General features: G+C 74.5%; 18 protein-coding genes. 8 read left to right on the top strand and 10 right to left on the bottom strand.

The genetic code is table 11. From position 1 onward, the window contains the following. Positions 1-2: 2 nt before the first annotated feature. Complete coding sequence (locus tag AB0N90_RS01550) at positions 3-152, bottom strand: hypothetical protein (RefSeq protein WP_365192220.1); 150 nt, start codon at positions 150-152, stop codon at positions 3-5. A 246-nt stretch (positions 153-398) separates the two neighbouring features. Here AB0N90_RS01550 and AB0N90_RS01545 point away from each other — a divergent pair, with 246 nt between their 5' ends. After that, on the top strand, positions 399-1,499 hold the full coding sequence (locus AB0N90_RS01545; RefSeq protein WP_365192219.1) for an NAD(+)/NADH kinase: 1,101 nt from the start codon (positions 399-401) through the stop codon (positions 1,497-1,499). 253 nt (positions 1,500-1,752) lie between these two features. Here the strand turns inward: AB0N90_RS01545 and AB0N90_RS01540 are convergent, their stop codons facing one another. Together AB0N90_RS01540 and AB0N90_RS01535 are read right to left on the bottom strand one after the other, a co-directional pair. Beyond that, entirely contained in the window at positions 1,753-2,235 is a 483-nt protein-coding gene (locus tag AB0N90_RS01540) for a hypothetical protein (RefSeq protein ID WP_361669867.1), read from the bottom strand. A gap of 49 nt (positions 2,236-2,284) precedes the next feature. Next, positions 2,285-2,800, bottom strand: coding sequence for an SHOCT domain-containing protein (locus tag AB0N90_RS01535; protein WP_361669865.1), 516 nt, complete (start codon positions 2,798-2,800; stop codon positions 2,285-2,287). A 432-nt stretch (positions 2,801-3,232) separates the two neighbouring features. On the opposite strand from AB0N90_RS01535, the gene AB0N90_RS01530 reads away from it, so the two are divergent. Then, positions 3,233-3,799: an ion channel gene (locus tag AB0N90_RS01530; protein WP_365192218.1), complete on the top strand. Its 567-nt coding sequence runs from the start codon at positions 3,233-3,235 to the stop codon at positions 3,797-3,799. A 58-nt stretch (positions 3,800-3,857) separates the two neighbouring features. Here AB0N90_RS01530 and AB0N90_RS01525 read toward each other — a convergent pair whose 3' ends face one another. From AB0N90_RS01525 to AB0N90_RS01510, 4 genes are all read right to left on the bottom strand, one after another. Then, on the bottom strand, positions 3,858-4,055 hold the full coding sequence (locus AB0N90_RS01525) for a hypothetical protein (RefSeq protein ID WP_085563090.1): 198 nt from the start codon (positions 4,053-4,055) through the stop codon (positions 3,858-3,860). A gap of 100 nt (positions 4,056-4,155) precedes the next feature. Further along, positions 4,156-6,993: a LuxR C-terminal-related transcriptional regulator gene (locus tag AB0N90_RS01520; protein WP_365192217.1), complete on the bottom strand. Its 2,838-nt coding sequence runs from the start codon at positions 6,991-6,993 to the stop codon at positions 4,156-4,158. 99 nt (positions 6,994-7,092) lie between these two features. Beyond that, entirely contained in the window at positions 7,093-7,614 is a 522-nt protein-coding gene (gene msrA / locus AB0N90_RS01515; protein ID WP_361669859.1) for a peptide-methionine (S)-S-oxide reductase MsrA, read from the bottom strand. 123 nt (positions 7,615-7,737) lie between these two features. Next, entirely contained in the window at positions 7,738-9,945 is a 2,208-nt protein-coding gene (locus AB0N90_RS01510) for an MMPL family transporter (RefSeq protein WP_365192216.1), read from the bottom strand. A 200-nt stretch (positions 9,946-10,145) separates the two neighbouring features. On the opposite strand from AB0N90_RS01510, the gene AB0N90_RS01505 reads away from it, so the two are divergent. After that, positions 10,146-10,769 carry a TetR family transcriptional regulator gene (locus AB0N90_RS01505; protein WP_365192215.1) on the top strand — a complete coding sequence of 208 codons (624 nt, stop codon included), beginning with the start codon at positions 10,146-10,148 and terminating at the stop codon, positions 10,767-10,769. A gap of 160 nt (positions 10,770-10,929) precedes the next feature. Here AB0N90_RS01505 and AB0N90_RS01500 read toward each other — a convergent pair whose 3' ends face one another. Next, the gene (locus tag AB0N90_RS01500) at positions 10,930-12,645 is read right to left on the bottom strand and encodes a sigma-70 family RNA polymerase sigma factor (RefSeq protein ID WP_365192214.1); all 1,716 of its coding nucleotides are present in this window, start codon (positions 12,643-12,645) and stop codon (positions 10,930-10,932) included. A 313-nt stretch (positions 12,646-12,958) separates the two neighbouring features. Between AB0N90_RS01500 and AB0N90_RS01495 the strand changes: the two genes are divergently transcribed. From AB0N90_RS01495 to AB0N90_RS01485, 3 genes are all read left to right on the top strand, one after another. Then, complete coding sequence (locus AB0N90_RS01495) at positions 12,959-14,725, top strand: carbohydrate binding domain-containing protein (RefSeq protein ID WP_365192213.1); 1,767 nt, start codon at positions 12,959-12,961, stop codon at positions 14,723-14,725. 110 nt (positions 14,726-14,835) lie between these two features. Next, complete coding sequence (locus AB0N90_RS01490; protein ID WP_365192212.1) at positions 14,836-17,226, top strand: FUSC family protein; 2,391 nt, start codon at positions 14,836-14,838, stop codon at positions 17,224-17,226. Positions 17,227-17,389: 163 nt separating this feature from the next. Further along, complete coding sequence (locus AB0N90_RS01485) at positions 17,390-19,747, top strand: SpoIIE family protein phosphatase (protein ID WP_365192211.1); 2,358 nt, start codon at positions 17,390-17,392, stop codon at positions 19,745-19,747. Here AB0N90_RS01485 and AB0N90_RS01480 read toward each other — a convergent pair. Next, positions 19,742-20,551 (bottom strand): alpha/beta hydrolase, encoded by an 810-nt coding sequence (locus AB0N90_RS01480; protein ID WP_365192210.1) that lies wholly within the window; start codon positions 20,549-20,551, stop codon positions 19,742-19,744. The genes AB0N90_RS01485 and AB0N90_RS01480 overlap by 6 nt on opposite strands. 146 nt (positions 20,552-20,697) lie before the next feature. Here AB0N90_RS01480 and AB0N90_RS01475 point away from each other — a divergent pair, with 146 nt between their 5' ends. Beyond that, a complete protein-coding gene (locus AB0N90_RS01475; protein ID WP_365192209.1) occupies positions 20,698-21,582 on the top strand; it encodes an AraC family transcriptional regulator in 885 nt (294 codons plus the stop codon). Positions 21,583-21,603: 21 nt separating this feature from the next. Here the strand turns inward: AB0N90_RS01475 and AB0N90_RS01470 are convergent, their stop codons facing one another. Beyond that, positions 21,604-22,065, bottom strand: a complete 462-nt coding sequence (locus tag AB0N90_RS01470; RefSeq protein ID WP_361669838.1) for a MarR family transcriptional regulator — start codon at positions 22,063-22,065, stop codon at positions 21,604-21,606. A 91-nt stretch (positions 22,066-22,156) separates the two neighbouring features. Here AB0N90_RS01470 and AB0N90_RS01465 point away from each other — a divergent pair, with 91 nt between their 5' ends. Next, on the top strand, positions 22,157-22,528 hold the full coding sequence (locus tag AB0N90_RS01465) for a VOC family protein (RefSeq protein WP_365192208.1): 372 nt from the start codon (positions 22,157-22,159) through the stop codon (positions 22,526-22,528). The last annotated feature ends 23 nt before the right edge of the window (positions 22,529-22,551 follow it).

Raw genomic sequence — 22,551 nt, 5'->3', positions numbered from 1 at the left:
CGTCAGTCGCGGCCCTCCGCCGCGTCCTGCTCGGGGTTCTCCTCGGCGGGCCCTTCCGCCTGGGACGGAGTGGTGCGGGTCGGCTGCGCCGCCCCCATGTCCTCCGGCTCCCGCTCGCCCTCGGCCTGGGAAGGGGTGGTGTATTCGCTCATCGGGGCCTCCCCCGCCGTACGTACGTCTGTGGGCACGCCCCGAGTACCCGCCCGGCGGGGGTGTCATGAGGGGTCGGACGGGTGAACCGCTTCGCCACGCCCCCGGATCGACGCCGCCACGCGGCCCTGGGTCGGCGGGAGGTGCGCGCGCCGATGGCCCCGGCGGCGTGGCGTGCGCGAGCCCCGTGCCGTCCCCGGCGAGGATGGCGCTCGGCAGAGGCCGGCTCGGAGGCGGGTGGTGCGGAGATGACGGTGAACCGTGTCGGCCTGGTCGTGCACGGCGGGCGCGCCGAGGCGCAGACGGCCGCGGTGGCGGTGCGCGACTGGTGCGCGGAGCACGCGGTGGAGTGCACCGACATCGACGTATGGCAGGAGGGCGCCCGGCACAGCGCCCGCGCGGAGGTCGACGCGGCGGGCGACCCGGACCTGATCGTCACGCTCGGCGGCGACGGCACCTTTCTGCGCGGCGCCCGGCTCGCCGCGGAGAACGACGCCCTGGTGCTCGGCGTGGACCTCGGGCGGGTCGGCTTCCTGACCGAGGTGCCGGCCCCCGCCGTACGGGCGGCGCTGGACGCCGTGCGCGAGGAGCGGATCACCGTGGAGAGCCGGATGCTGCTCACCATGCGGGCGTCGTGCCGGCTTGAGGTGCCGGCGCAGATGGAGGCGCTGATGCGGTACGGCCGCGGGCCGATGCTGCCGCCGCCCCGGGTGCGCGTGGACTGCGCGGCGGGCGGCGACTGGGGAGTCGCGCTGAACGTCACCGCGCTCAACGATGTCGTCCTGGAGAAGCTGGCCCGGGACCGGCAGGTGTCGGTCGCGGTGTATCTGGCCGGCCGGCTGCTCGCCTGCTACTCGGCGGACGCGCTGCTGGTCGCCACGCCCACCGGCTCCACGGCGTACAGCTTCGCCGCCGGGGGCCCGGTGGTCTCGCCGCGCGCGGAGGCGCTGGTCTTCACGCCGGTGGCCCCGCACATGGTGTTCAACCGCTCGGTCGTGGCCGCCCCGGACGAGCCCGTCGCCCTGCGGGTGCTGGAACGCTCGGGCCAGGCCGCGGTCAGCATCGACGGCCAGCTGCGCGGGGTGCTGAGCCCCGGCGACTGGATCGGCGTGTACGCGGCACCCCGGCGGCTGAAGGCGGTGCGACTGGGCCCGATGGACTTCTACGGCCGGCTGCGTGAGCGGATGAACCTCACCGACGCGCCGGCCGCGCTCGCCGACGGCCGGGCCGCCCCGCTGTGGCCGGTGTCCTCGCCGCGCCCGGCCGACCTCGCCCATCTGGCCCTGCCCGGCGCACCGGACGCCACCGCCGATCCCCCTCCTGGAGGCACGCCGCCCCCTCCGGCGTGACCCGGTCGGTGCGCTCGAAGCCGCCGGCCCTCCCCGTCCGGGCAGGTCGGTTCGGTCGGCGCGGCCGTCTCCGGCAACCGGGGCGCGTGCCGCGCGGCCTCTTACACGGTCCGCCGGGCACCCTCGCGGGCGGCGTCCGCGAGCCGGTCGCGTTCCTTCGCGAACCGGGGCGCGGGCGTCGCCCGGAGGGTCCCGCCGTCCCACCGCAGGCCGGGTTGTTCCATCACGGCGCCGACCGCGCGGCGCGCGCGGTTCAGTCGAACAGGCCCTGGTTGCCTTCCTTGCGCACCACGCACAGCGCCCAGATGGTGAACGCGGCGAGGGCGATCATCACGATCGACCAGACCGGGTAGTACGGCAGGGACAGGAAGTTGGCGATGATGATCAGCGCGGCGATCACCACGCCGGCCGCCCGCGCCCAGGTCGACACCTTCATGAGTCCCAGGCCGACGATGACGGCCACGGCACCCAGGATGAGGTGCACCCAGCCCCAGCCGGTGAGGCTGAACTGGAAGACGTAGCTGCGGGTGGCGAGGAAGACATCGTCCCGGGCGATCCCCATGATGCCGCGGAAGATGTCCAGGACGCCGGTGAGCAGCAGCATCACCGCGGCGAACGCGGTCAGCCCGGTGGCCCACAGTTCCTTGGTGGTGGGCTCGCGCGTGGTGCCGGCGCCGGTGCCGGCACCGGGGCCGCTGCCAGGGCCGGTGTTGTGGTGTGCGTGGGGTGCGGTCATCGTGCCACCTCGATTCTCTCCGGTGTGCGGTAGTTCGGTGCGGGGCGGTTCAGCGCGGGGTGGTGGAGGAGACGCTTCCCGAGCGGCCGGATCCGGGGGATTCCGGGCCCGTGCCGCCGGGGGCGCCCGCCGCCGTGCCCGTGGCCGGTCCGTGGGCGGCGAACACCATGTCCTTCGCCTTGCGGAACTCGTCCTCGGTGATGTCGCCGCGGGCCTTCATCTCGGACAGCCGGGTGAGTTCGTCGGCGCTGGAGGTGCCGCCCCGGGCGGTCTCGCGGATATAGCTGTCGAACGCGCGCTGCTGGGCGCGGGCCTGCTCGACCTCGCGGCGGCCCATGCCCTTGCCGCGCGCGATCAGATAGACGAAGACGCCGAGGAACGGCAGTACGACGACGCACACCAGCCAGGCCGCCTTTGCCAGGCCGCCCATGGAGTCGTCGCGGAAGATGTCCATGACCACCCGGAAGAGCAGCACGAACCACATGATCCACAGGAAGAACACCAGCATGGACCAGAAGACACTCAGCGCCGGATAGTCGTACGCGAGGTAGGTCTGAGCGCTCATGTCGCTCCCTCCGTCCCGGGTCCGCGCCCGGTAGTCGGTCGTCCACCGTCCCCAGGCTGCGCTTGCGCGGGAGAAGGACGCTTCACCCTGCGCGGGTGAACGGCGACCGGCTCCGGGGCCCGGAAGGCTCCGGTGCGCGGTCGTCGCAGAGGTGCGGCCCCGCCGGGATCGTGCTCCGGTCCGGGGACCGGCCGTGCGGGCCGTACGGACCCGGGTCGCGCGAGGGAGGTCATGGCTCCTCCGTCCCGTGCCCGAGGCCGCTCCCGGCCGGCCGACGGGGCCTTGTGCGGGGACCTCACCAGGACAGCGTGGCTCCTGACGACCCGTACGGGATCACCCCTGGCGGGTGATCCCGTACGGGGGCCGGGGCGCTGAGGTGGGTAGCGGGCGCAGGCGGGCCCGCCTGCGGAGCAGCGGCGGAAGAGACACGCGATGACCGAGCCAGCGAGGCGCGCCCCGTCGAAGGACGCCCGGCGCTCCCTGTACAGCGGGTCGGAACGCCGGGCCGCGGCCGCGTCCTGCGCGCGCACGGCGGCCATCCTGACCGCCCTGACCGTGGCGTACTACCTGGTGCCGCTGGACACCCGCACCACCCTGGCGACGGCCTTCCTGCTGCTGTGCGGGCTGCTCGCGGTCGCGCTGGTCTTCGGCTGGGAGGCCTGGCTGATCATGAACGCGCGGTACCCCCGGCTGAAGGCGGTGGAGGCGCTGGTCGCCACGGTGGGCCTCTATCTGGTCGTCTTCGCCAGCGTCTACCACATCATCGAGCGCGACACCCCCGGCTCCTTCTCCGAGCCGCTGACCCGGACCGACGCCCTGTACTTCACGCTGACCACGTTCACCACCGTGGGGTATGGCGACATCACAGCGCGCTCGGAGGCGGGCCGGGTGGCGGTGATGTGCCAGATGGCGTGCGGACTGCTGCTGGTGGGGGTGGCCGTACGACTGCTCGCGGCGGCGGTGAACGCGGGGCTGCGCAGGAAGGGACGGGAGCCCTAGGGACTCCCCAGGGGCTGAAGGCGCCCAAGGGTAGGGGGGCCTGAGGAGGTGCAGGGGCTCACTGCGGGGCCTGGCGCATCTCCAGGACGCGCAGGCCGAGGGACTGGCAGCGGGCCAGCAGGCCGTACAGATGCGTCTCGTCCAGGACGCGGCCGAACAGGATGGTGTGGCCGGACACCACCACGTGGTCCAGCTCGGGGAACGCCTTGGCCAGCGTCTCCGTCAGCTCGCCGTCGACGCGAATCTCGTAGCGCATGAGGTGCCTTCCCCGCGTGCCGCGGACGGGCGTACCCGGCCCTCCTCCTGCGATCCTGCGCCCCCGGCACGGCGCCGGGCTTCACCCATCGCAGGTGATGTCACAGCAGGCCCAGTCCGCGGGCGCGGTGCACGGCGTCGTGCCGGCGGTTCACGCCCAGCTTGCGGTAGGCGCTCTTGAGGTGGGTCTTGACCGTGTTGACGGAGACGAAGAGGTCGGCGGCGATCTCCTCGGTGGACATCATCTCGGCGAGCCGGACCAGCACATCGCGTTCCCGGCCACTCAACTCCTCCACCATCGGCGGCGGTTCGGGCACCGCCGCGGTGCCGTCCGGGGAGCCGGCGCCGGGCAGCAGCCAGCCCTCGGCGAGCGGGCGCAGTGCCGGGGTGGCGAGCAGCGGCCGCAGCCAGGGTCCGGCCTCCTTGAAGGGGCGCCGCAGCCGGTCCCGCCGGGCCTCGCGCAGCGCCTGCGCCACCAGCCGGCGCCGGGCCTCCCGGTCGCCCTCGACCCCGGCGAGCTCCGCCTCGACCAGGGCCGACCGTACGGCGATCAGGGGGCCGGGGGTGTGCTGCGGGCGTATCCGGCCGAGCAGGTCGAGGGCGTGCCCGGGACGGCCCGCCGCCAGCTCCGCCTGGGCCGCGCCCACCAGGCACAGCGGGTCCTCGCCGGGCAGTTCCGTCAGCAGCTTGACGGCCAGCTCGGGCCGCCCGTCGGCGAGGTGGGCACCTGCGGCCACCAGCGCCGCGTGCGCCTCGGCCCAGGGCGACGGCTCCTCGGCGGCGACGGTCCGGTCGGCCGCCTCCAGAGCGCCTTCGGTGTCGCCGCGGGCGAGCAGGAGGCGCGCGGTGACCAGGGCGTGCAGCGCCTGGGTCACCGGGTCGCGCGCCGGGGGCCGGGCATCGGCCGCGTCGGGCGGCGCGCCCAGGAGCGCCTCGGCCCGGTCAAGTTCGTCGCGGTCCGTGGCGACGGCGGCCAGGACGAGGGTGGCGGGGCCGATCCCGGGGAGCGTGGAGGGGTCCGTGTGGTCGGCGGCGGCGAGCGCGGCGAGGGCCTTGCGTTCGGCGCGGCCGGGGCGGCCGTCGAGGTGGTCGAGCAGGGCGAGATGAGCGAGGCACTCCTCGCGGACCTGGGCCGTCGAGGGGCGCCCCGGTGCCACCGGGGTGCGCGTCCTGACCGGGGACGCCGGTTCCACGGCCCGTATCTGTGCCGATGCCGTCGGTGTCGTACGGCCGTGGTCCGTCACCGCGGTCAGGGCCGCGCGCGCCTGCGGGAACCGTCCGGCCCACAGGCGGGCCGCGCCGAGGTGGGCGCGCAGCAGGGCGGTCAGCTCGGGGTGCCGGTCCAGCAGCCGGCCGGGGACCTCCTGCTTCAGCTCCTCGGCGCGGTGGGCGGCGGCCTCGGCGCGCGCGGGAGAGCCGGTCAGCCGGGCGGCGAGGACGTGCAGGAGGGCGCAGCCGAGCCGGGCGGCGGCCGGTCCGGCCGGTTCCGCCGGTTCGGGCTGCTCCTGGTGCTGCTCGGGGGCGAGCCCGTCCGGGTTCCGGGTCGGCCGGTTCATGGCACTCTCCAGCTCCCGCGTGGCCCGTTCCAGATGGGGCAGGCCGCGGTCGAGGTCGCCGAGGGAGAGTGCGCGGGCGGCCCGGACGAGGTCGGTGGCCGGGGTCCGCGGCTCGGGTCCCATGGCGGCGAAGAGCGCGGCCAGGGGCTCGGCGCGCGGTCCGGTGAGGAGTTCGCCGAGGGCGAGGTCACCGACGAGGGCACCGGCGGCGGCCGCCCAGTCGCCCGCTGCGGCCGCGTGCTCCAGGGTCTCGCCGAGCGGTCCGTGGCGCCGCAGCCAGGCCGCCGCCCGGCGGTGCAGCTCGGTCTCCAGGCCGGGGTGGCGGGCCCGCAGATGGGCGCGCAGGATCTCCCGGAACAGCGGGTGCAGCCGGAACCAGGAGTGCCCGAGGTCCTCCACGAAGGCGTTCTCGCGGTGCAGCGCGGTGAGGATCAGCTCGGCGTCGGCGCGCCCGGTGAGCGCGTCGGCGAGGGCGGGGCAGAACCGGTCGAGGACGCTGATCCGCAGCAGCAGGTCCTGGGTCTCGGCGCGCTGCCGCCTCAGCACCTCGGCGATCAGATAGTCGCCGATGGTGGTGCGGTCGGCCTCGAACTCCTTCAGATACGACCGCGGGTCGCGCTCCCCCTGCGCGGCCAGGGCGCTGAGCCGCAGGCCCGCCGCCCAGCCTTGGGTGCGGGCCAGCAGCGCGCCGATCTCGTCGGGCGGCAGCCGCAGGCCGTGCAGGGCCAGCAGGTCGCCGGCCTCCTCGGGGGTGAAGGCCAGTTCGTCGTTGCGGATCTCGGTGACGGCGCCGGCCGCCCGGTAGCGATGCAGCGGCAGCAGCGGCTCGGTGCGGGTGACGAGGACCAGGCGTACGCCGGTGTCCGCGTGCCGGAGCACGAACTCCAGCTGGTCGGCGATCTCCGGGTCGGTGACCCGGTCGTACTCGTCGATGACCGCGGTCACCGGTGCCTCGCGGGCGCTGAGTTCCGCCGCGAGCCGGGTGAGCAGCGCGTCGTCCACGCGGCCCGCCTCGGCGGGCAGGCCCACCTCGGCGGACAGGGTCACCCCGGCCAGCCGCAGGGCCTGGAGGAGGTAGGCCCAGAAGGTGCCGCGGCCCTTGTCGGCCATCTGCGCGGTGAGCCAGGCGACCGGGGTCCGCCGGGTCGCGGCCCAGTCGGCGACCAGCAATGTCTTGCCCGCCCCGGCCGCCCCGCCGACCACGGTCAGCGGGGCGGCCGGGGCCCGGTCCAGCTGCCCGAGCAGCCGGTCGCGGCGCAGATAGGTCACCGGGAGGGTGGGGATCGCGAACCGTGTCCGCAGGAACGGATCCCCACAGGGATCGGCGGGCCCGCGGGGGTCCGCTCCGGTCTCGTCCGGCACGCCCATGGTGGTCACCACCATCGTCGTCGGGTCGCGGACAGCGCGCTCCGCTCCTCCCCCCAGGATCACCCCTGGGGGGCGGCGCGCCACACGAGCCGGTGGTGCCCAGTGCGGGGCGGCTCAGTCCGCGGTGGACGAGGCGCGGCGCGGCAGCTTCCAGTTCGGGCGCGGGAAGTGGCAGGTGTAGCCGTTGGGGTAGCGCTCCAGGTAGTCCTGGTGCTCGGGCTCGGCCTCCCAGAAGTCGCCGACCGGCGCCAGCTCGGTGACCACCTTGCCGGGCCACAGTCCGCTGGCCTCGACGTCCGCGATGGTGTCGACGGCGGTGCGGTGCTGCTCCTCGCCGTCGTAGAAGATCGCGGAGCGGTAGCTGCGCCCGATGTCGTTGCCCTGGCGGTCCCGGGTGGTCGGGTCGTGGATCTGGAAGAAGAACTCCAGGATGTCGCGGTAGCTGGTGACCGCGGGGTCGTACAGGATCTCGATGGCCTCGGCGTGGTCGCCGTGGTCCCGGTACGTGGCGTTCGGGGTGTCGCCGCCGCTGTAGCCGACGCGGGTGGCGACCACGCCGGGCTGCTTGCGGACCAGATCCTGCATGCCCCAGAAACAACCGCCCGCCAGTACGGCTCGCTCGGTTCCCGCTGTCATCGGTCGCTCCCTGTTTCGTCCGGCCCCGCACCCCTGTTGACGTGCCGGGGGCACGGTCATCCAGCGTAATACCGCCCGCGCGTAAGGGGCGAAGGGCCACCGGTTCGCGCGCGGGCGGCGCGATCAGGCGCGCACGCGGGGCAGCAGCCCGTCCAGACGGCGCGGTATCCACCAGTTGGCGCGGCCCAGCAGGACCATCGCGGACGGCACCAGGACCAGCCGGACCACCGTGGCGTCCACGATCACGCTGATCGCGAGGCCCAGCGCGAGCATCTTGACGACCACGGTCGGCGAGGCGGTGAAGGACAGGAACACGGCGGTCATGATCAGGGCCGCGGCGGAGATCACCCGGGCGGTGGCGGACAGCCCCTCCCCCACGGCGATCCGGTTGTCGCCGGTGCGGTGCCAGGCCTCGGCGATCCGCGACAGCAGGAAGATCTCGTAGTCCATGGACAGCCCGAACACGATCGCGAACATCATCATGGGGACGTACGACTCGATGGGCACCGGTTCCGACAGGCCGAGCAGCGCGTCGCCCCAGCCCCACTGGAAGACGGCGACGAGGACGCCGTAGGACGCGGCCGTGGTGAGCAGGTTGAGGACGACGGCCTTCAGCGGGATCACCAGGCTGCGGAAGACGACCAGGAGCAGCAGGAAGGCGAGGACCAGCACGATCCCGATGACGAGCGGCAGCCGCTCGCCGACGGTGGCGCGGAAGTCGGCCTGGCCGGCCACGGTGCCGGTGAGATAGGCGCGGGCGCCGGTGCCGTGCAGGGCCCGGGGCAGGGTCCGGTCGGAGAGGGTGTCGAGCAGGGTGCCGGTGGCGGCGTCCTGGGGGCCGGTGGCCGGGGTGAGCGTGGTGACGAGGATGTCCCCGTCGGGGCTGGCCCGTACGGGGGTGAAGGCGGCGACCCCGTGGGTGGCCCTGAGGGCGTCGGTGACCTCGGTGGTGATCCGGTCGGCGGGGGTGTGCGCCCCGCTCAGGTCGATCACGGTGACGACCGGGCCGTTCGCGCCCTTGCCGAAACCGGGTCCGTCGGCGGCCGCGATCCAGTCGTAGGCCGTACGGGTGCTGCTGCCGGGCCGGTCCGCGCCCGCGTCCACATGGCCGAGGCGCAGCGAGAGCGCCGGTGCGGCGCAGACGGCGAGGACGGCGGTGCCGGTGGCGAGGAAGAGCCAGGGGCGGCGGGCGACGAGCGCGGCGTAGCGGTTGCCGCCGGGGCGTGCGCCGGTGCCTTCGGCGACGGGGCGGCGGCGCAGCCCGACCCGGTCGATCCGGGTGCCGACCATGCCCAGGGCGGCCGGGACCAGGGTGAGGGCCGCGGCGGCGGTGACGACGACGGCGAGGGTGGCCGCGAGCCCGATCCGGCCGATGAAGCTCAGTCCGCACGCGTAGAGGCTGAGCATGGCGACGGCGACGGTGAGGGCGGCGATCAGCACCGCGCGGCCGCTGGTGCGGGCCGTGCGGGCGGCGGCGGTCACGGGGTCGTGGCCGTCGATCAGGTCCTGCCGGAAGCGGGTGGTCAGGAACAGGGCGTAGTCGATGCCCACGCCGAGGCCGATCATGCCCGCGAGGGTCATGGCGGAGGTCGCGAAGGAGACCACACCGGCGACGACGCCGACCACGCCGAGTCCTGTGCCGACGCTGATCAGCGCCGTGGCCAGGGGCAGCAGCGCGGCCAGCACGCTGCCGAAGGCGAGCAGCAGGATGACGAGGGCGGTGACGACGCCGACGCCCTCGCTGAGCCTGTCGTTGGCGGGCTGCCGTACGACCTGGTCGAGATCGCCGCCGTAGGCGACACCGAGGCCCGCCGCGCGGGCGGGTGCGGTCGCCGCGTCGAGCCGGGCGGTGTAGTCGTGGCCGAGGTTCTTCAGCTGCTCGTCGAAGGTGACGGTGGTCTCGGCGGTGCGCCCGTCCGTGCTGGTCACGGGCGCCCCGACGGCCGTGACATGGGGCAGCCCGCGCAGCTCGGCCAGGGTGCGGTCGAGCCCGGAGCGCCGGTCGGCCACGGTGCCCGTCCCGGTGTGGAAGACGACCAAGCCGCTGGGGCGGCCCGCCTGCGGCAGGGAGCGGGCGAGCAGGTCGGCGCCGGTGTGGGAGGCGGTGCCGGGCAGGCTGACCTGGTCGCTGAAGACGGGCCCGACGAGGTGCCGGCCCGCGAGGGCGGCGACGAGGATCAGCAGCCAGACGGCGATGACGGTCAGGGGACGGCGGGCGCAGCGACCGCCGAGGCGGCCGAGAGGGCCGAGGTCGGCGGGGTCCGGGGCGTTCTCAGGGGCGGTCGGGCCCGGTTCGGGGGGCGCCGAGGGTTGTGAGGTGGTTCGGGGCACCGGGTCTCCAAAGCTGTCCGGGAAAAGTGTCACGACTGACACGAACTCTAGGGAGGAGATGTCATGCATGACAATTGGCACTCATGACAGTTTAGGGAAGGTTTGCGGACGCGATCGCGCCGCGGAGGGGTCACGGGGTGGCGCGGAGGTGGCACGCGTGCCGATTGACAGTCGCGACACCCGGACGGGAGGCTTCGGCCATGACCAGTGAGACCACCCCCGCCGGACTGCGCGAACGCAAGAAGGAGGAGACGCGCCGCCTGCTGCTGGAAGGGGCCGCGCGGCTGTTCGGGGAGCGGGGGTTCGAGGGCACCACGGTCGCGGACATCGCCGCGTACGCGAACGTCTCCGTGCGCACGTTCTTCCGCTATTTCGAGAGCAAGGAAGAGGTGCTGCTGCCGGACGGCATGCAGATCTTCGCGTACGTGGAGCGGGCGCTGGCCGCGCGGCCGGCGGACGAGGAGCCGCTGGACGCGGTGTGCGCCGCGCTGCTGGAGGCGGCGGGGCCGTTCTCGGCGTCCACGCTGACCGCCCTGACCCGGCCGCTCGGGGACGTGGAGAACGTGGTCACGGCCCGGCTCGTGCAGGCCTTCGCCGACTTCGAGGAGCGGCTCGCGGTGCTGGTGCGGGACAGGCTGCCGCGGGACACACCCGACGCCGAGCTGCGGGCGGCCGTGATCGCGGGCGCCGCGCTCTCCGCGGTGCGCGCGGTGCTGCGCACCCGGCGGGCGAACCGCGCGGCGGGCGTCGAGGACCCGGAACCGGCGCCGCTGCGGCGGGCGTTCGGGATCCTGCGGGAGATCGGCGGCCGGGAGGGGGCGTGAGGGCGGGCGGGGGCGGCGGTGAACGGGCCTGACGGCGGGGCGAGCCGACCGGCCGCCGGACCGGTCCGCGACCGCGCCCCGCTCCCCCAACGGCCGTGCCGAAGCTCCGGGTCGACACCCTGGGCGGCCCCCCCGCCCAGGGGGTGTCAGCCGGGCCGGGTCACATCTTCGCGCCGAAGTCCTGGGTCCACCAGGGGCCGCCCGCGCCCTTGTGCACGCCGACACCGATGTTCTTGAAGGCGCAGTTGAGGATGTTGGCCCGGTGCCCGGAGCTGTGCATCCAGGAGTCCATCACGGAGGCCGGGGTCTGCTGCCCCATGGCTATGTTCTCGCCGTACGTCGACCACCGGTAACCGGCGGCGGTGATGCGCTGCCCGGGGTCCGCGCCGTCCGGGTTGACGTGGTCGAAGAAGTTCCGCGCGGCCATGTCGTCGGAGTGCGCCTGCGCCGCCTGCTGGAGCTGCGGATCCGCCGTCAGCGCGGAGCAACCGGCGCTCGCCCGCTCCTTGTTGACCAGCGCGATCACCTGGCTGACGGTGTCACCGGCCGGTGCCGGCGCGGTGGTGCGCACCGGGGCCTGCGGGATGGTCGGGCGCGGCGTCGGCGTGCTCTTCCTCGTCGGGCTCGGACTCGGGCTCCTGGTGGCCTTCTTCTTCGGCTTCTTCGGCTTCTCGGACTTCGAGGCGGACGGCGAGGGCGATGCCGAGGTGGGTACGGCGCTGGGCGCGGAGAGGTCGGCCACGGAGGCGTTCGCGCTCCGCTCGGCGGTGGTGTCACCGCCGCCGGAGCCGGTGTCCATGCCGAAGTACCAGAGGCCGCCGCCCGCGACACAGGCCACGACGACGCCGCCGACGACCCGGCGCCGCATGCGCCTGCGGCGGCGGGACGCGCCGCGGGTGGCGCCGCGTCCGTCGCCGGGCCCGCCCGAACGGCCCCGCGCGGCCCGCCGCCCGCCCCCGGAACCGGAGACCGAGCCCGAAGCCGAAGCCGAGCCTCCGCCCGAACCCGGACCGCCGGACCCGGCCGGCGAGGCGTCGAACGGGAAGTCCGCCGCGACCGGCGCCATCCCGGCGAAGGCGGACGCGGAGCGCAGCGCGGCGAGCAGCGCGGGCGCCGCGGCGACCAGCGCGAGTCCGGCCAGCAGCCCCTCCGCGGGCATCAGTCCGCTCCACAGCCCGGAGCAGCGCGAGCAGCCGCGGGCGTGCCGGGCGATGCGCTTGCGCCACAGCGCCGAGGGCTTGCCGTCCCAGGCGGCCAGCACGCCCCGCAGCTCCTCACAGCGCGGCCGTGCGTCGAGCGCCCGTACCACCACCCGGGCCGCCTCCAGCTGGGCCTTCATCCGCTGCACGCGGACCGCGGTGTGCTCCGGCGTCAGCTCCAGGGCGGCGGCGACCTCGGCGCGGGTCAGCTCGCCCGCGCACTCCAGCCACCACAGCGACAGCAGCCCCCGGTCGTCGGGCTCCAGCCAGCGGGTGGCGTGCGCGGTCTCCTGGCGCTGGCCCGACAGCTGGAGCTGCACCACCGTCAGGTCCACGAAGTCGGCGCCCGGGTCGGCCAGGTCGTGGGCCTCCTCCACGGCGGCGGGCGCGGACTGCCGGTCCTGCCAGTGGCTGCGGACCTGGTTCATCGCGATCGCGACGAGCCAGGAGCGGAAACGCTCGGGAGCACGCAGCCCGCCCAGGCCGTCGAGGGCGCGCAGCATGGTCTCCTGCACCACGTCATCGACGTCCACGGAGCCGTTCAGCGCCCGCCCCACGATGTTGTAGACCAGCGGCAGATAGGCGCTGATCAGGGCGTCCTGGGCCGCCGCGTCGCCCTCGCGGGCCGCGATCACCAGGGCCGCCGTCTGCACCGCGTCCGTATGCCGTGTGCTCATCAGATGTTTCCCGTCCTCGACGCCGAACGATTGTTCCCGATGACTGGGAGACCGTTCGAAGCGGCCCGGATAACAGTTGTCGGGCGGCGAATTCCGGTCGCTTCCGGCGACGGGTTCCCGACAGGGGGCGCGGGGGCGCGGCGCGGATCAACTCCGGCCGGGGGCCGCCAGGTTCACAGGTTCAAAGTTGGTCTAGTCCTCTTGACGGAGGGGGGCGGCGGCGGTTTGGTATGTACCAACATCCCCGCCGTGCACGGCACCATCACCCCACCACCCCACGCCCTAGGGGCATCCCCGAGAGGGGCACACTGTCATGCACCTGGCAAGACTGGGCGGACTCGCCGCCTCCGCCTGCGCGTTCGCGCTCGCGGCCACCGGCGCGGCCGTCGCCCTCGCCCCCGCGAGCAACGCGGCGGCGAACAACACGGTGAACAGCGCGGCGACGAGCAGCGCCGCGGGAAGCAGCGTCTACTCCGTCGCTCCCTACGTCGACATGTCGAACGGTCAGGAAGGCCTGCTCGACACCGCGATCACCGGGCACCACCTCAAGGCCTACACGGCCGCCTTCGTCCTCGGCGAGGGCTGCAACCAGGTCTGGGGCGACACGCTCCCCATCGGCAACGACTCCTACACCGACCCCGAGATCGCCAGGGCCAGGTCCGAGGGCGCCTCGGTGATCATCTCCTCGGGCGGCGCCAGCGGTCTGCCGCTCGCCTGGACCTGCACCACCCAGAGCAGCATCGACGCCGGGTACCAGGCCCTCATCGACGACTACGGCGTCACCCAGCTGGACTTCGACGTCGAGGGCGCCGCCGTCGCGGACACCGCCGCCGCGGCCCGCCAGATGCAGGCGATGAAGGACCTCAAGGCGGCCAATCCGAACCTCCAGTTCTCCATCACCCTGCCGGTGCTGACCAGCGGGCTGACCAATGACGGCGTCAACATCCTCAAGGCCGCCAAGAACGCGGGCGTCAAGATAGACGTGGTCAACATCATGACCATGGACTACTACGCCGGCACGGGCGCCGAGATGGGCCAGGGCGCGATCGACGCCGCCAAGGCCACGCTCGCGCAGATGCAGTCCGTCGACTCCGGGTACGGCTACGCCAATCTCGGCATCACGCCGATGATCGGCAAGAACGACGACGGCTCCACGTTCACGCTGGCCGACGCGCAGACGGTCGAGAGCTTCGCCGCGCAGAACGGCGTGGGGCGGCTCGCCTTCTGGTCGGTCAACCGGGACCAGCCGTGCAGCGGCAGCGCCAACTCCCTGCCCACGTGCAGCGAGATCAGCCAGAGCAGCCTGGCGTTCACGGACGCTTTCGTGCCGTACGAGGGCACTTCGGGCGGCGGGGGCGGTGGCGGCGGTACGAGCAGTGACTTCTCGGTGTCCCTCTCCCCCGGCTCCGCCTCGGTCGCCCAGGGCGGCTCCGCGACCGCGAGCGTCGCCACGGCCACCACCTCGGGCAGCGCCGAGTCCGTGGCCCTCACCGCCTCCGGCGCGCCCTCCGGCGTCACCGTCTCCTTCAGCCCGGCATCGGTGACCTCGGGCAGCTCCTCGACCCTGACGGCGGCCGTCGGGTCGTCCGTGGCCGCGGGCACCTATCCGATCACGGTCACCGGCACGGGCAGCGGCGGCACCCACAGCGCCACCTACACGCTCACCGTCACCAGCGGCGGCGGGAGCGGGGGCGGTGGGGGCTCGCTGACCAACGCCGGGTTCGAGACCGGGAGCCTCGGCCCCTGGACCTGCACCGGCGGCAGCACCCTGGTCTCCACCCCGGTCCACTCGGGCGCCCACGCCCTCCAGGTCACCCCCGACTCCGGGGGCACCGGCGAGTGCGACCAGACCGTCACCCTGTCCCCCAACCACAGCTACACGCTCACCGGCTGGGTCCAGGGCTCCTACGCCTACCTCGGCGTCAGCGGCGGCGCCACCGCCAGCGCCTGGTCGAACAGTTCGAGCTGGAACCAGCTGAAGGTCTCCTTCACGACCGGCGGCAGCGGCACCGTCACGGTGTACGTCCACGGGTGGTACGGCCAGGGCAGCGTGTACGCCGACGATCTCGCCCTCGGCTGAGCAGCACGCCCTGTAGGGGGCGTCCCCTAAAGGGGTAAGGGTCCCCCCGACCGCGCGCCCGGTGCCTGTCCGCAGGTGCCGGGCGCGCGGTGATGCGTGAGCCTGGAGGGGTGTCTGGTGTTCCCGCCGGCCGGATCCCCGCGCCGTACGCCGCCCCGGGGCGCCGGGCGGTCCAGGTGACGCTGGTCGCCGCGGCCGGTTTCTATCTCTTCCGCTACGGCCTGGACCGCCCCGTCGCCGCCACGTACGCCCTGTTCGCCGCGGTGGCGCTGGGCGGGCTCTCCAGGATCCCGGGCACCGGTCGGCAGCGCGCCGTGGTGGTGCTGCGGCTGATCCCGGTGGGCTGGCTGCTGGTGCTCGTCGGGACGTATCTGTCGGTGCGGACCTGGAGCGCCGTCGTCGGCATGCTGGTCGTCGGTTTCGCGCTGGCCTTCTCCGCCGTGGGCGGCCCGCGCCCGGCCGGGGCCGCGCCGGGGCTGCAACTCCTGTACATCCTGCCCTCGTTCCCGCCCTACGACCCCGGCCAGCTCGGCGACCGGCTGCTCGGTACGACCACCGGCATGGCCCTGCTCGTGCTCGCCGAGGCCCTGCTCTTCCCCGAGCCGACCCCGGCGCCGTACCGGGCGCGCGCCGCCCACGCCGCCGCCGTCGCGGCCCGCTGCACCGCCCTGCTCGCCGCCCCGCCGTACACCCTCTCCCGGGCCGAGATCCGTACCGCCCGCGAGGCGGGACACCGGCTGCGCTCCCTGACCGTGCCCGAGGCGGACCGCCCGGCGGGCCCGGGCGTACGGGACCGCGCCCTGTCCCACACGGGCCTGGCGACCCGGGCGCTGCTGAGCAGGCTGCCCCGGCTGTCGGCCATGTCGGGGGGCGGGGTGCGGCCACCGGCCACACCGGGCGGCGGCGATGTCCGGCCGCCGGCCGCGCCCTGCTGCCCGCCCGACGCCGTCGCGACCGCCGTACTCGACGCCGTCGCGCGGCTGGCCACCGCCACCGCGGGCTGTCTGCGCGAGGGCGCCTCGCCCCTGGCCGCGTACCAGGAGCTGGCCGCGGTCCGTGCCGTGCTGTCCGCCCGGTCCGCGGCCCACCCGGGGGAAGCCGAGACACCGGCGCCGGACGTGCTGCGGCGGCACGCGGCCGTACTGGAGGTCGCCGATGCCGCGCTGGCGATGGGGGCGGCGGCCGATCTCGCGGCGCACGGCCGGCGGGCCTCGGTGACCGGGCCGCCGGAGCGCTTCTGGTACGCCGCCACCCGGGGCCCCGCGCTGTGGTGGCACCGGGTGCGCGGGCATGCCGGACGGCGCTCGGTGTTCTTCCAGAACGCGGTGCGCATCGCCCTGGCGCTGACGGCGGCGCGGCTGGTGGCGGGCGTGGACACGCTGCCCCACGGCTTCTGGGCGACCCTTGCGACCCTGACCCTGACCCGCACCACCATGGACGAGACCTGGAGCACCATCAGGTCCGCGCTCGCCGGCACCCTGGCCGGCGCCCTGGTGACCGGCGGCACGCTGGCCCTGGTCGGCACGCACACCAATGTCTACGCCGTGCTCCTCCCCCTGTGGATGCTGTTCGCCTTCACGGTCGGACCGGTCAAGGGGGTGGGCTGGGCGCAGGGTCTGTTCACCGTGCTGGTGGCCCTGGTCTTCGCCCAGCTGGCGCCGCCGACCTGGCGGCTGGCGGAGGTACGACTGCTCGATGTGCTGGTCGGCAGCGCGATCGGCGCGGTGTTCGGGCTGCTGGCCTGGCCGCGCGGCGCCCATGACGAGTTGCGGTACGCGACGGCGGAGCTGCTGCGCAGGGCGGCCGAGATCGTGGTGGTGACCAGTGCCTCGGTGGCCCTGGAGGGGCCGCTGCGGCGGGCGGGGCAGACGCTCGTCCCGGCGGGGATGCCGGGGCACCGCTCGCTCCAGCACGCCGTGATCCTGGCGGAGTCCGCGTACGGGCAGTTCCAGAGCGAGCCGACGCCGTTCGGCGGCCGGGGACGCGGGCCGGTGCTGCCCGCGGTGGACTGGCAGGCGGCCCTGATGGCCGGGCATCACACCCTGTGGGGTTCGGAACGGCTGCTGGAGCCGCCGTGCACCGGCCTCGGCCCCGCCGCCGCGGCGGTCAGCGGTCTCGGGGACCGGGTGGCCGGACGCATGCTGCTGGTCTCGGCGGCCCTGGATCCCGGCGGCGACACCCCGACGGGTCCGGTGCCCCGCCTCGCCCGGTCCCTGGCGGGCGCCGACGCGGAACCGCCCGGAGCGCCCCGGCTGTACTACGCCACCGTGTCCTGGCTGGACTCCCTCATGGCCGATCTGTCCAGGATCGCGCGCGCGGGCGGGGAACTCGGTACGGACGAGGACGGAGCGGATGAGGGCCGACCGGGTGGTGCCGAGAGCGGTCCCGGGGACGCCGGGGACGGGGCCGCCACCACCGGAAACAGGCCCGAGGACCGCGGGGACACGGCCCGCGGTCCCCGCGGCGGTCCGGCCGGTCCCGGACCGGTTCCCCCGCACTGACCCCTACGGGCCGCTGCGGATCGCCCGTCCACGGGTAGGCGTGAGATGAGGCCCGGCCCGGTCTCATCCGCGTACGGCGCTCACCACGGTGCGTGCCCCGCCGGGCGCCGAGGGCCGGACACAACGGCGCCGGCCCGGCGGGGCGGCGGAAGGAGCGAGTGGGATGAGCGGAGGGCCGCGGCACCCGGACCCGGACCAGCCCGAGACGGAGCGGGCGGAGCCGGGGCCGGACCGTGCCGCCGAGCCCCGGCCGGACCCGGCCGCGGAGCCCCACGCCGACCGGTCCGCACACCCCCGGACGGACCCGGTCGACCCCGTTGGCCCCGTCGACGCGGTCACGGAATCCCGCGCCGACCACGCCACGGCCCCCGAGGACGACCAGGACCGGCCCGTACGGCCCCGGCCGGAGCACACCGAGGCACCGGACCAGGCCACCAGGCCCGGGACGGACCGCGCCACCCCGCCCCGGACGGACCGCGCCACGGAATCCGGGACCGAGCAGCCGACCGGCCTCTTCGACCTCCTGGGGGTGGCCGCCGTACTCCTGGAGGCCGACGGCCGGATCGACATGTGGAGCCCCCAGGCCGAGGAGCTGTTCGGGTACGACCGTGCGGAGGCGGTCGGTCAGTACGCGGCGCTTCTGCTGCTGAGCCCCGAGAACCGGGACGCGGCGATCGAGCTGTTCGCCGAGGTGATGGAGACCGGCCGGGGCTGGGCCGGGGCGTTCCCGGTGCGGTGCAAGGACGGCGGCACCAGGACCGTCGAGTTCCGCAACATGCGGCTGACCGACCATCTCGGCGATCACTACGCGCTGGGGCTGGCCACCGACCGCTCCACCCTGCGCCGGGTGGAGCGCGATGCCGCCCTGTCCGCCCGGCTGGTCACCCAGGCCCCGATCGGGCTGGCCGTCCTGGACACCGAGCTGCGGTACGTGGCCGTCAACCCCGCCCTCGCGGCCATGCACGGACTGTCCGAGGCCGACCATGTGGGCCGGCGCCTCGGGGAGCTGTTCCCCGACACGGCGTTCCAGGCGCTCGAAGGTGCCATGCGCCGGGTGCTGGACACCGGCGTCCCCCTGGTGAACCAGGAGGTGGTGGGGCGCACCGCCGCCGACCCGGGCAGCGATCACGCCTGGATGACATCGCTGTACCGGCTGGAGGACCACCAGGGGCACACGCTGGGTGTCGCCAAGGTGGCGGTGGAGGTCACCGACCGCTATCGCGCCGCCCAGGAGGCCGAGCGGGCCCAGCGGCGGGTGCGCCTGATCGCCCGCGGCTCGGCGCGCATCGGCACCACCCTGGAGGTGGAGCGCACGGCTCAGGAACTGGCCGACGTCCTGGTGCCCGGCCTCGCCGACATGGCCGCGGTGGATCTGCTGGACAGCATGCTGCGTACGGGCCGTACGGATCCGGGCGAGGGCCCCCCGCTGTTCCGCGCGCTGGCGGTGAAGACCGCCTACCCGACCGACGCGGCCGGGGCGCTGGTGCCGCCCGGACGGCTCACCGTCTACCACGCCGGTCATCCCGCGGCGCAGAGCGTGCGCACCGGGCGTCCCGTGCTGATCACCCATCTGGACAGCGGCGAGGTCGGCCGGGTGGCCGCCGACGCCGAGGCCGCCCGGCTGCTGGCCCGGGCCGGGGTGCACACCGACATGGCGGTCCCGCTGATCGCCCGCGGGCAGTGCATCGGCGTGATGGGCCTGGCCCGCGCCCGCAATCCCGCGCCCTTCGACGCCGACGATCTGGAGCTGGCCTGCGAACTCGCCTCGCGCGCCGCGCTGAGCATCGACAACGCCGTGCTGCACCAGCACACCCGCAGCACCGCGGAGGCCCTGCAGCGCAGCCTGCTGCCCCGGCTCTCGCCGCACCACCCGGGCCTGGAGATCGCCGCCCGCTACCGGCCGGCGCAGGCGATCGGCGAGGTCGGCGGCGACTGGTACGACGTCATCCCGCTGGACGGGGACCGCACCGCCCTCGCGGTGGGCGACGTCATGGGCAGCGGGATCGCGGCCGCGGCCACCATGGGCCGGCTGCGCACCGCCACCTCCACACTGGCCGATCTCGATCTCGACCCGGCGCGCGTCCTCACCCACCTCGACCGGATCACCCTCGGCCTCGACCCGTACATCGCCACCTGCGTGTACGCCGTGCACGATCCCCGGTCGGCCCGCCTGGAGGTGGCGTCCGCCGGGCATCTGCCACCCGTCCTGATCCCCTCCGACGGCCCGCCCCGGCTCCTCGACCTGCCGACCGGCACCCCGCTGGGCGTCGGCGGTGTGCCCTTCGAGTCCACCACGCTCGCACTGCGGCCCGGCGATCAACTGGTGCTCTACACCGACGGCCTGGTGGAGACCCGCGACGACCCGATCGACGCCCGCCTGGACGAACTGCTCCGGCTGCTCTCCGTGCCCTCCCCCTCGCCGGAGGACACCTGCGACCGCCTGCTGCGCGAACTGCGACACCCGGCCGGGCACGACGACGTCGCCCTCCTCATCGCCCGGGTGCTGCCGCTGGGCTCATAGCCGCCCCGGCAGGCGTGCGAGAAAGTCACCGAGGGCGGTCGCGACGGCGCCGGGGGCTTCCAGGGGGAGCAGGTGGCCGACTGCGGGGACGGTGGTGAGGGCCGCCTGCGGGAGGTGCGGCAGGAGGTGCGCGCGCAGGATGTCCGGCGGTTCCACCAGGTCGCGCGCACCGGCCAGCACGGCCACCGGGACCGCGATGTCGCGCACGGCGCCGGTGATGTCCCGCGCGATGCCGTGCTCGGGCCACTCCCGCCGCGCCTCGGCCCCGGCGGCGAGGCTGTCGCGCAGCACGGCGGCCACGACCGTCTCGGGCAGCGGCGTGGCGGTCAGGACATGGGCGAGGGCGTGCCGTACGGACTCGGGTGAGTCGTACGCGTGCGAGAGCCCCCGCCGGTACTCCTCGGTCACCGTGGCGGGCGGCTCGGGCGGTGCGGGCGCGACGAGGACCACGCCCCGCAGACCGGCCGGCCGGCGGGCGGCGAGAAGCTGGCTCACCTTGCCGCCCATCGAATGCCCGACGAGCACGAACGGCCCCGGCACACACGCCTCCACCACGCGCGCGAGATCGTCGGCGAGCCGGTCCAGGTCGTACGGCCCGGGCAGCTCCCGCGAGAGGCCCCAGCCGCGCTGGTCGAAGCGGACGGTCGGCTGTCCGGGCGGCAGGTGGCCGATCACCTCGTCCCAGGTGCCCGCGGAGCCACCCCAGTAGTGCACGAACACCAGCGTCGGACCGGTACGGCCCCCGCCCCCGATCCGTACCTCAAGAGACCCGCCCGGCACCGCAACCAGCGTTGTGTTTTCCATCGTCGTCCTCTCTCACCCGCCTGCTTCTGAGCTGACCGGCAGCGCGGCGGCCGGGGCCCGAACAAGTAATCTGACCTGCCCGTAAGGCGTACTTCGACCGTACGGCGGGCGGGATCCGCTTCCTGGTGGAAAGGAACACGGTGCTTGTGGAAAACGGACACGATGCCGTACGGCAGCTGCGCTATCTCCCCGCCGTCGGCTCGGCGCACGGCGTGGAGGTCCTCGACTTCGCCGCCCTGCGCCGCATGGACGCCCGGCGCCTGCGCGCGCTCCCCCAGCGCCCCGACTTCCATGTCCTCGCCCTGATCGCCTCCGGCACCGGTGACCACGAGGCCGACTTCCGCGACTACCGGCTGACGGAGGGCAGCGTCGTATGGATCCGGCCCGGCATGGTGCACCGCTGGCGCGACGTCGATTGCTGCGACGGCCCGCTGATCCTCTTCCGGCCCGGGTTCCTCGCCGGATTCACCGCGGCGCAGGCCACCGTCCCGGCGTGCTGGCAGCTGGACGAACAGCGGCTGCCGCTGGCCCTGTCGGCGGCCGAACACCTCGGCCGCGAGCAGGTGGCGAGCGCGCGCGACCCGCGCCTGGCGTCTCCCGCGCTGCTCGCCCACCTGCTGGCGGCACTGCTCCTGCGGGTACTTCCCGAGGCGCCCGCCCGCACCCAGACGGTCCCGCCCGGCGACCGGTCCGCGGACGTCTTCCGCGCCTACCGGGCCGCCGTGGAGGAGCATTTCACCGAGTGGCACCATGTGGCCGACTACGCCGGGGCACTGGGCTACGACGTACGCACCCTCACCCGGGCGACCCGCGCCGGCGCCGGCACCGGTGCCAAGACGTTCCTCGACCAGCGCCTCCTGCTGGAGGCCAAGAGGCTCCTCGCGCACACCGGCCTGCCGGTCACCGGCTGCGCCCGGCGCCTCGGCTTTCGCGACGCGGGCAACTTCAGCACGTTCTTCCGGCGCCAGACCGGCACACCCCCGGCCACCTGGCGCGCCGCCTATGGCACGGCCGACGCCTCCGGAACCTGAATCGCTGTCTCGGCGGGCCGGTCACGCCTCCAGGTTTCCGGTCATCGTGTCGAGGTCGGCCAGCAGCGCCGTCAGCCGACGCGCGGGGATGTTTTCGATCATGCGCTCCTCGATGGCGTACACGGCACCGCGCGCGGCGTGCAGCCGCTCCTGTCCGGCCGCGGTGAGGTGGACGGGCAGGGCCCGGCCGTGGTCGGTGCTGGTCGCCTGGGTGATCAGGCCGGCCTCCTTCAGACCGCGCAGGACGACATTGGCCGACTGCCGGGTGACGAAGGTGCCGCGCGCGAGGTCGGCGTTGGACAGGCCGGGCCGTTCGTCGAGGAGTTCCAGGCAGGAGTACTGCGGGACGGTGAGGCCGTGCTCGCGCAATGCCTTGTCCATGGCGCCGCGCAGCGCGGCCGAGGCCTTCTTCAGGCGGTATCCCACGTGCTCGGTGACGTCCTGTGCGGGATGGGGCGAGGGGACGGGGGCTCGATCTTCCATGTCAGCATTTTGACATGCCGGAGACCGGGCCTCTACTGTCGTTATGTCAAAGCTCTGACATACACACCGACAGACCACCTTGGGAGTCACCATGACCGCCACCGTCGAAGGCCCTGATTTCATCGCCCTCCAGGTGAGGGACGTACCGGCCGCGGCCGCGTTCTTCGAGGAGCGGCTCGGACTGCGGCGGGCGCCGGGCGGACCGGCGAACGCGGTCGTCTTCGCCACCAGCCCGATCCCGTTCGCCGTCCGCGAGCCGCTGCCCGGCGTCGATCTGGACGGCGCCGGACACCCCGGCCTCGGTGTCGCCCTGTGGCTGCGCACCACCGACGCCCCCGCCCTGCGCGAGCAGCTCGTCGCGGCGGGCACGGCCGACGTCACCCCGCTCCAGGCGACCCCGTTCGGCCCCTCCTTCTCCTTCACCGGCCCCGAGGGCTACCGGCTCACCGTCCACGGGGACTGACCGGGACATCCTCCGAAGGCGGA

This window comes from Streptomyces sp. NPDC093018 (assembly GCF_040684035.1).
Taxonomy (GTDB): domain Bacteria; phylum Actinomycetota; class Actinomycetes; order Streptomycetales; family Streptomycetaceae; genus Streptomyces; species Streptomyces murinus.
The sequence above is the reverse complement of the archived record's forward strand: the minus strand, read 5'-3'. Positions and strand labels throughout refer to the sequence as shown.

Bases quoted from the DNA above. Each gene is read 5' to 3' on its own strand.
- AB0N90_RS01495 (WP_365192213.1), top strand. From the start codon at position 12,959: ATGCACCTGGCAAGACTGGGCGGACTCGCCGCCTCCGCCTGCGCGTTC.
- AB0N90_RS01540 (WP_361669867.1), bottom strand. From the start codon at position 2,235: ATGACCGCACCCCACGCACACCACAACACCGGCCCTGGCAGCGGCCCC.
- AB0N90_RS01470 (WP_361669838.1), bottom strand. From the start codon at position 22,065: ATGGAAGATCGAGCCCCCGTCCCCTCGCCCCATCCCGCACAGGACGTC.
- AB0N90_RS01550 (WP_365192220.1), bottom strand. From the start codon at position 152: ATGAGCGAATACACCACCCCTTCCCAGGCCGAGGGCGAGCGGGAGCCG.
- AB0N90_RS01530 (WP_365192218.1), top strand. From the start codon at position 3,233: ATGACCGAGCCAGCGAGGCGCGCCCCGTCGAAGGACGCCCGGCGCTCC.
- AB0N90_RS01500 (WP_365192214.1), bottom strand. From the start codon at position 12,645: ATGAGCACACGGCATACGGACGCGGTGCAGACGGCGGCCCTGGTGATC.
- msrA (WP_361669859.1), bottom strand. From the start codon at position 7,614: ATGACAGCGGGAACCGAGCGAGCCGTACTGGCGGGCGGTTGTTTCTGG.
- AB0N90_RS01535 (WP_361669865.1), bottom strand. From the start codon at position 2,800: ATGAGCGCTCAGACCTACCTCGCGTACGACTATCCGGCGCTGAGTGTC.
- AB0N90_RS01520 (WP_365192217.1), bottom strand. From the start codon at position 6,993: ATGGTGGTGACCACCATGGGCGTGCCGGACGAGACCGGAGCGGACCCC.
- AB0N90_RS01465 (WP_365192208.1), top strand. From the start codon at position 22,157: ATGACCGCCACCGTCGAAGGCCCTGATTTCATCGCCCTCCAGGTGAGG.
- AB0N90_RS01485 (WP_365192211.1), top strand. From the start codon at position 17,390: ATGAGCGGAGGGCCGCGGCACCCGGACCCGGACCAGCCCGAGACGGAG.
- AB0N90_RS01505 (WP_365192215.1), top strand. From the start codon at position 10,146: ATGACCAGTGAGACCACCCCCGCCGGACTGCGCGAACGCAAGAAGGAG.
- AB0N90_RS01480 (WP_365192210.1), bottom strand. From the start codon at position 20,551: ATGGAAAACACAACGCTGGTTGCGGTGCCGGGCGGGTCTCTTGAGGTA.
- AB0N90_RS01545 (WP_365192219.1), top strand. From the start codon at position 399: ATGACGGTGAACCGTGTCGGCCTGGTCGTGCACGGCGGGCGCGCCGAG.
- AB0N90_RS01525 (WP_085563090.1), bottom strand. From the start codon at position 4,055: ATGCGCTACGAGATTCGCGTCGACGGCGAGCTGACGGAGACGCTGGCC.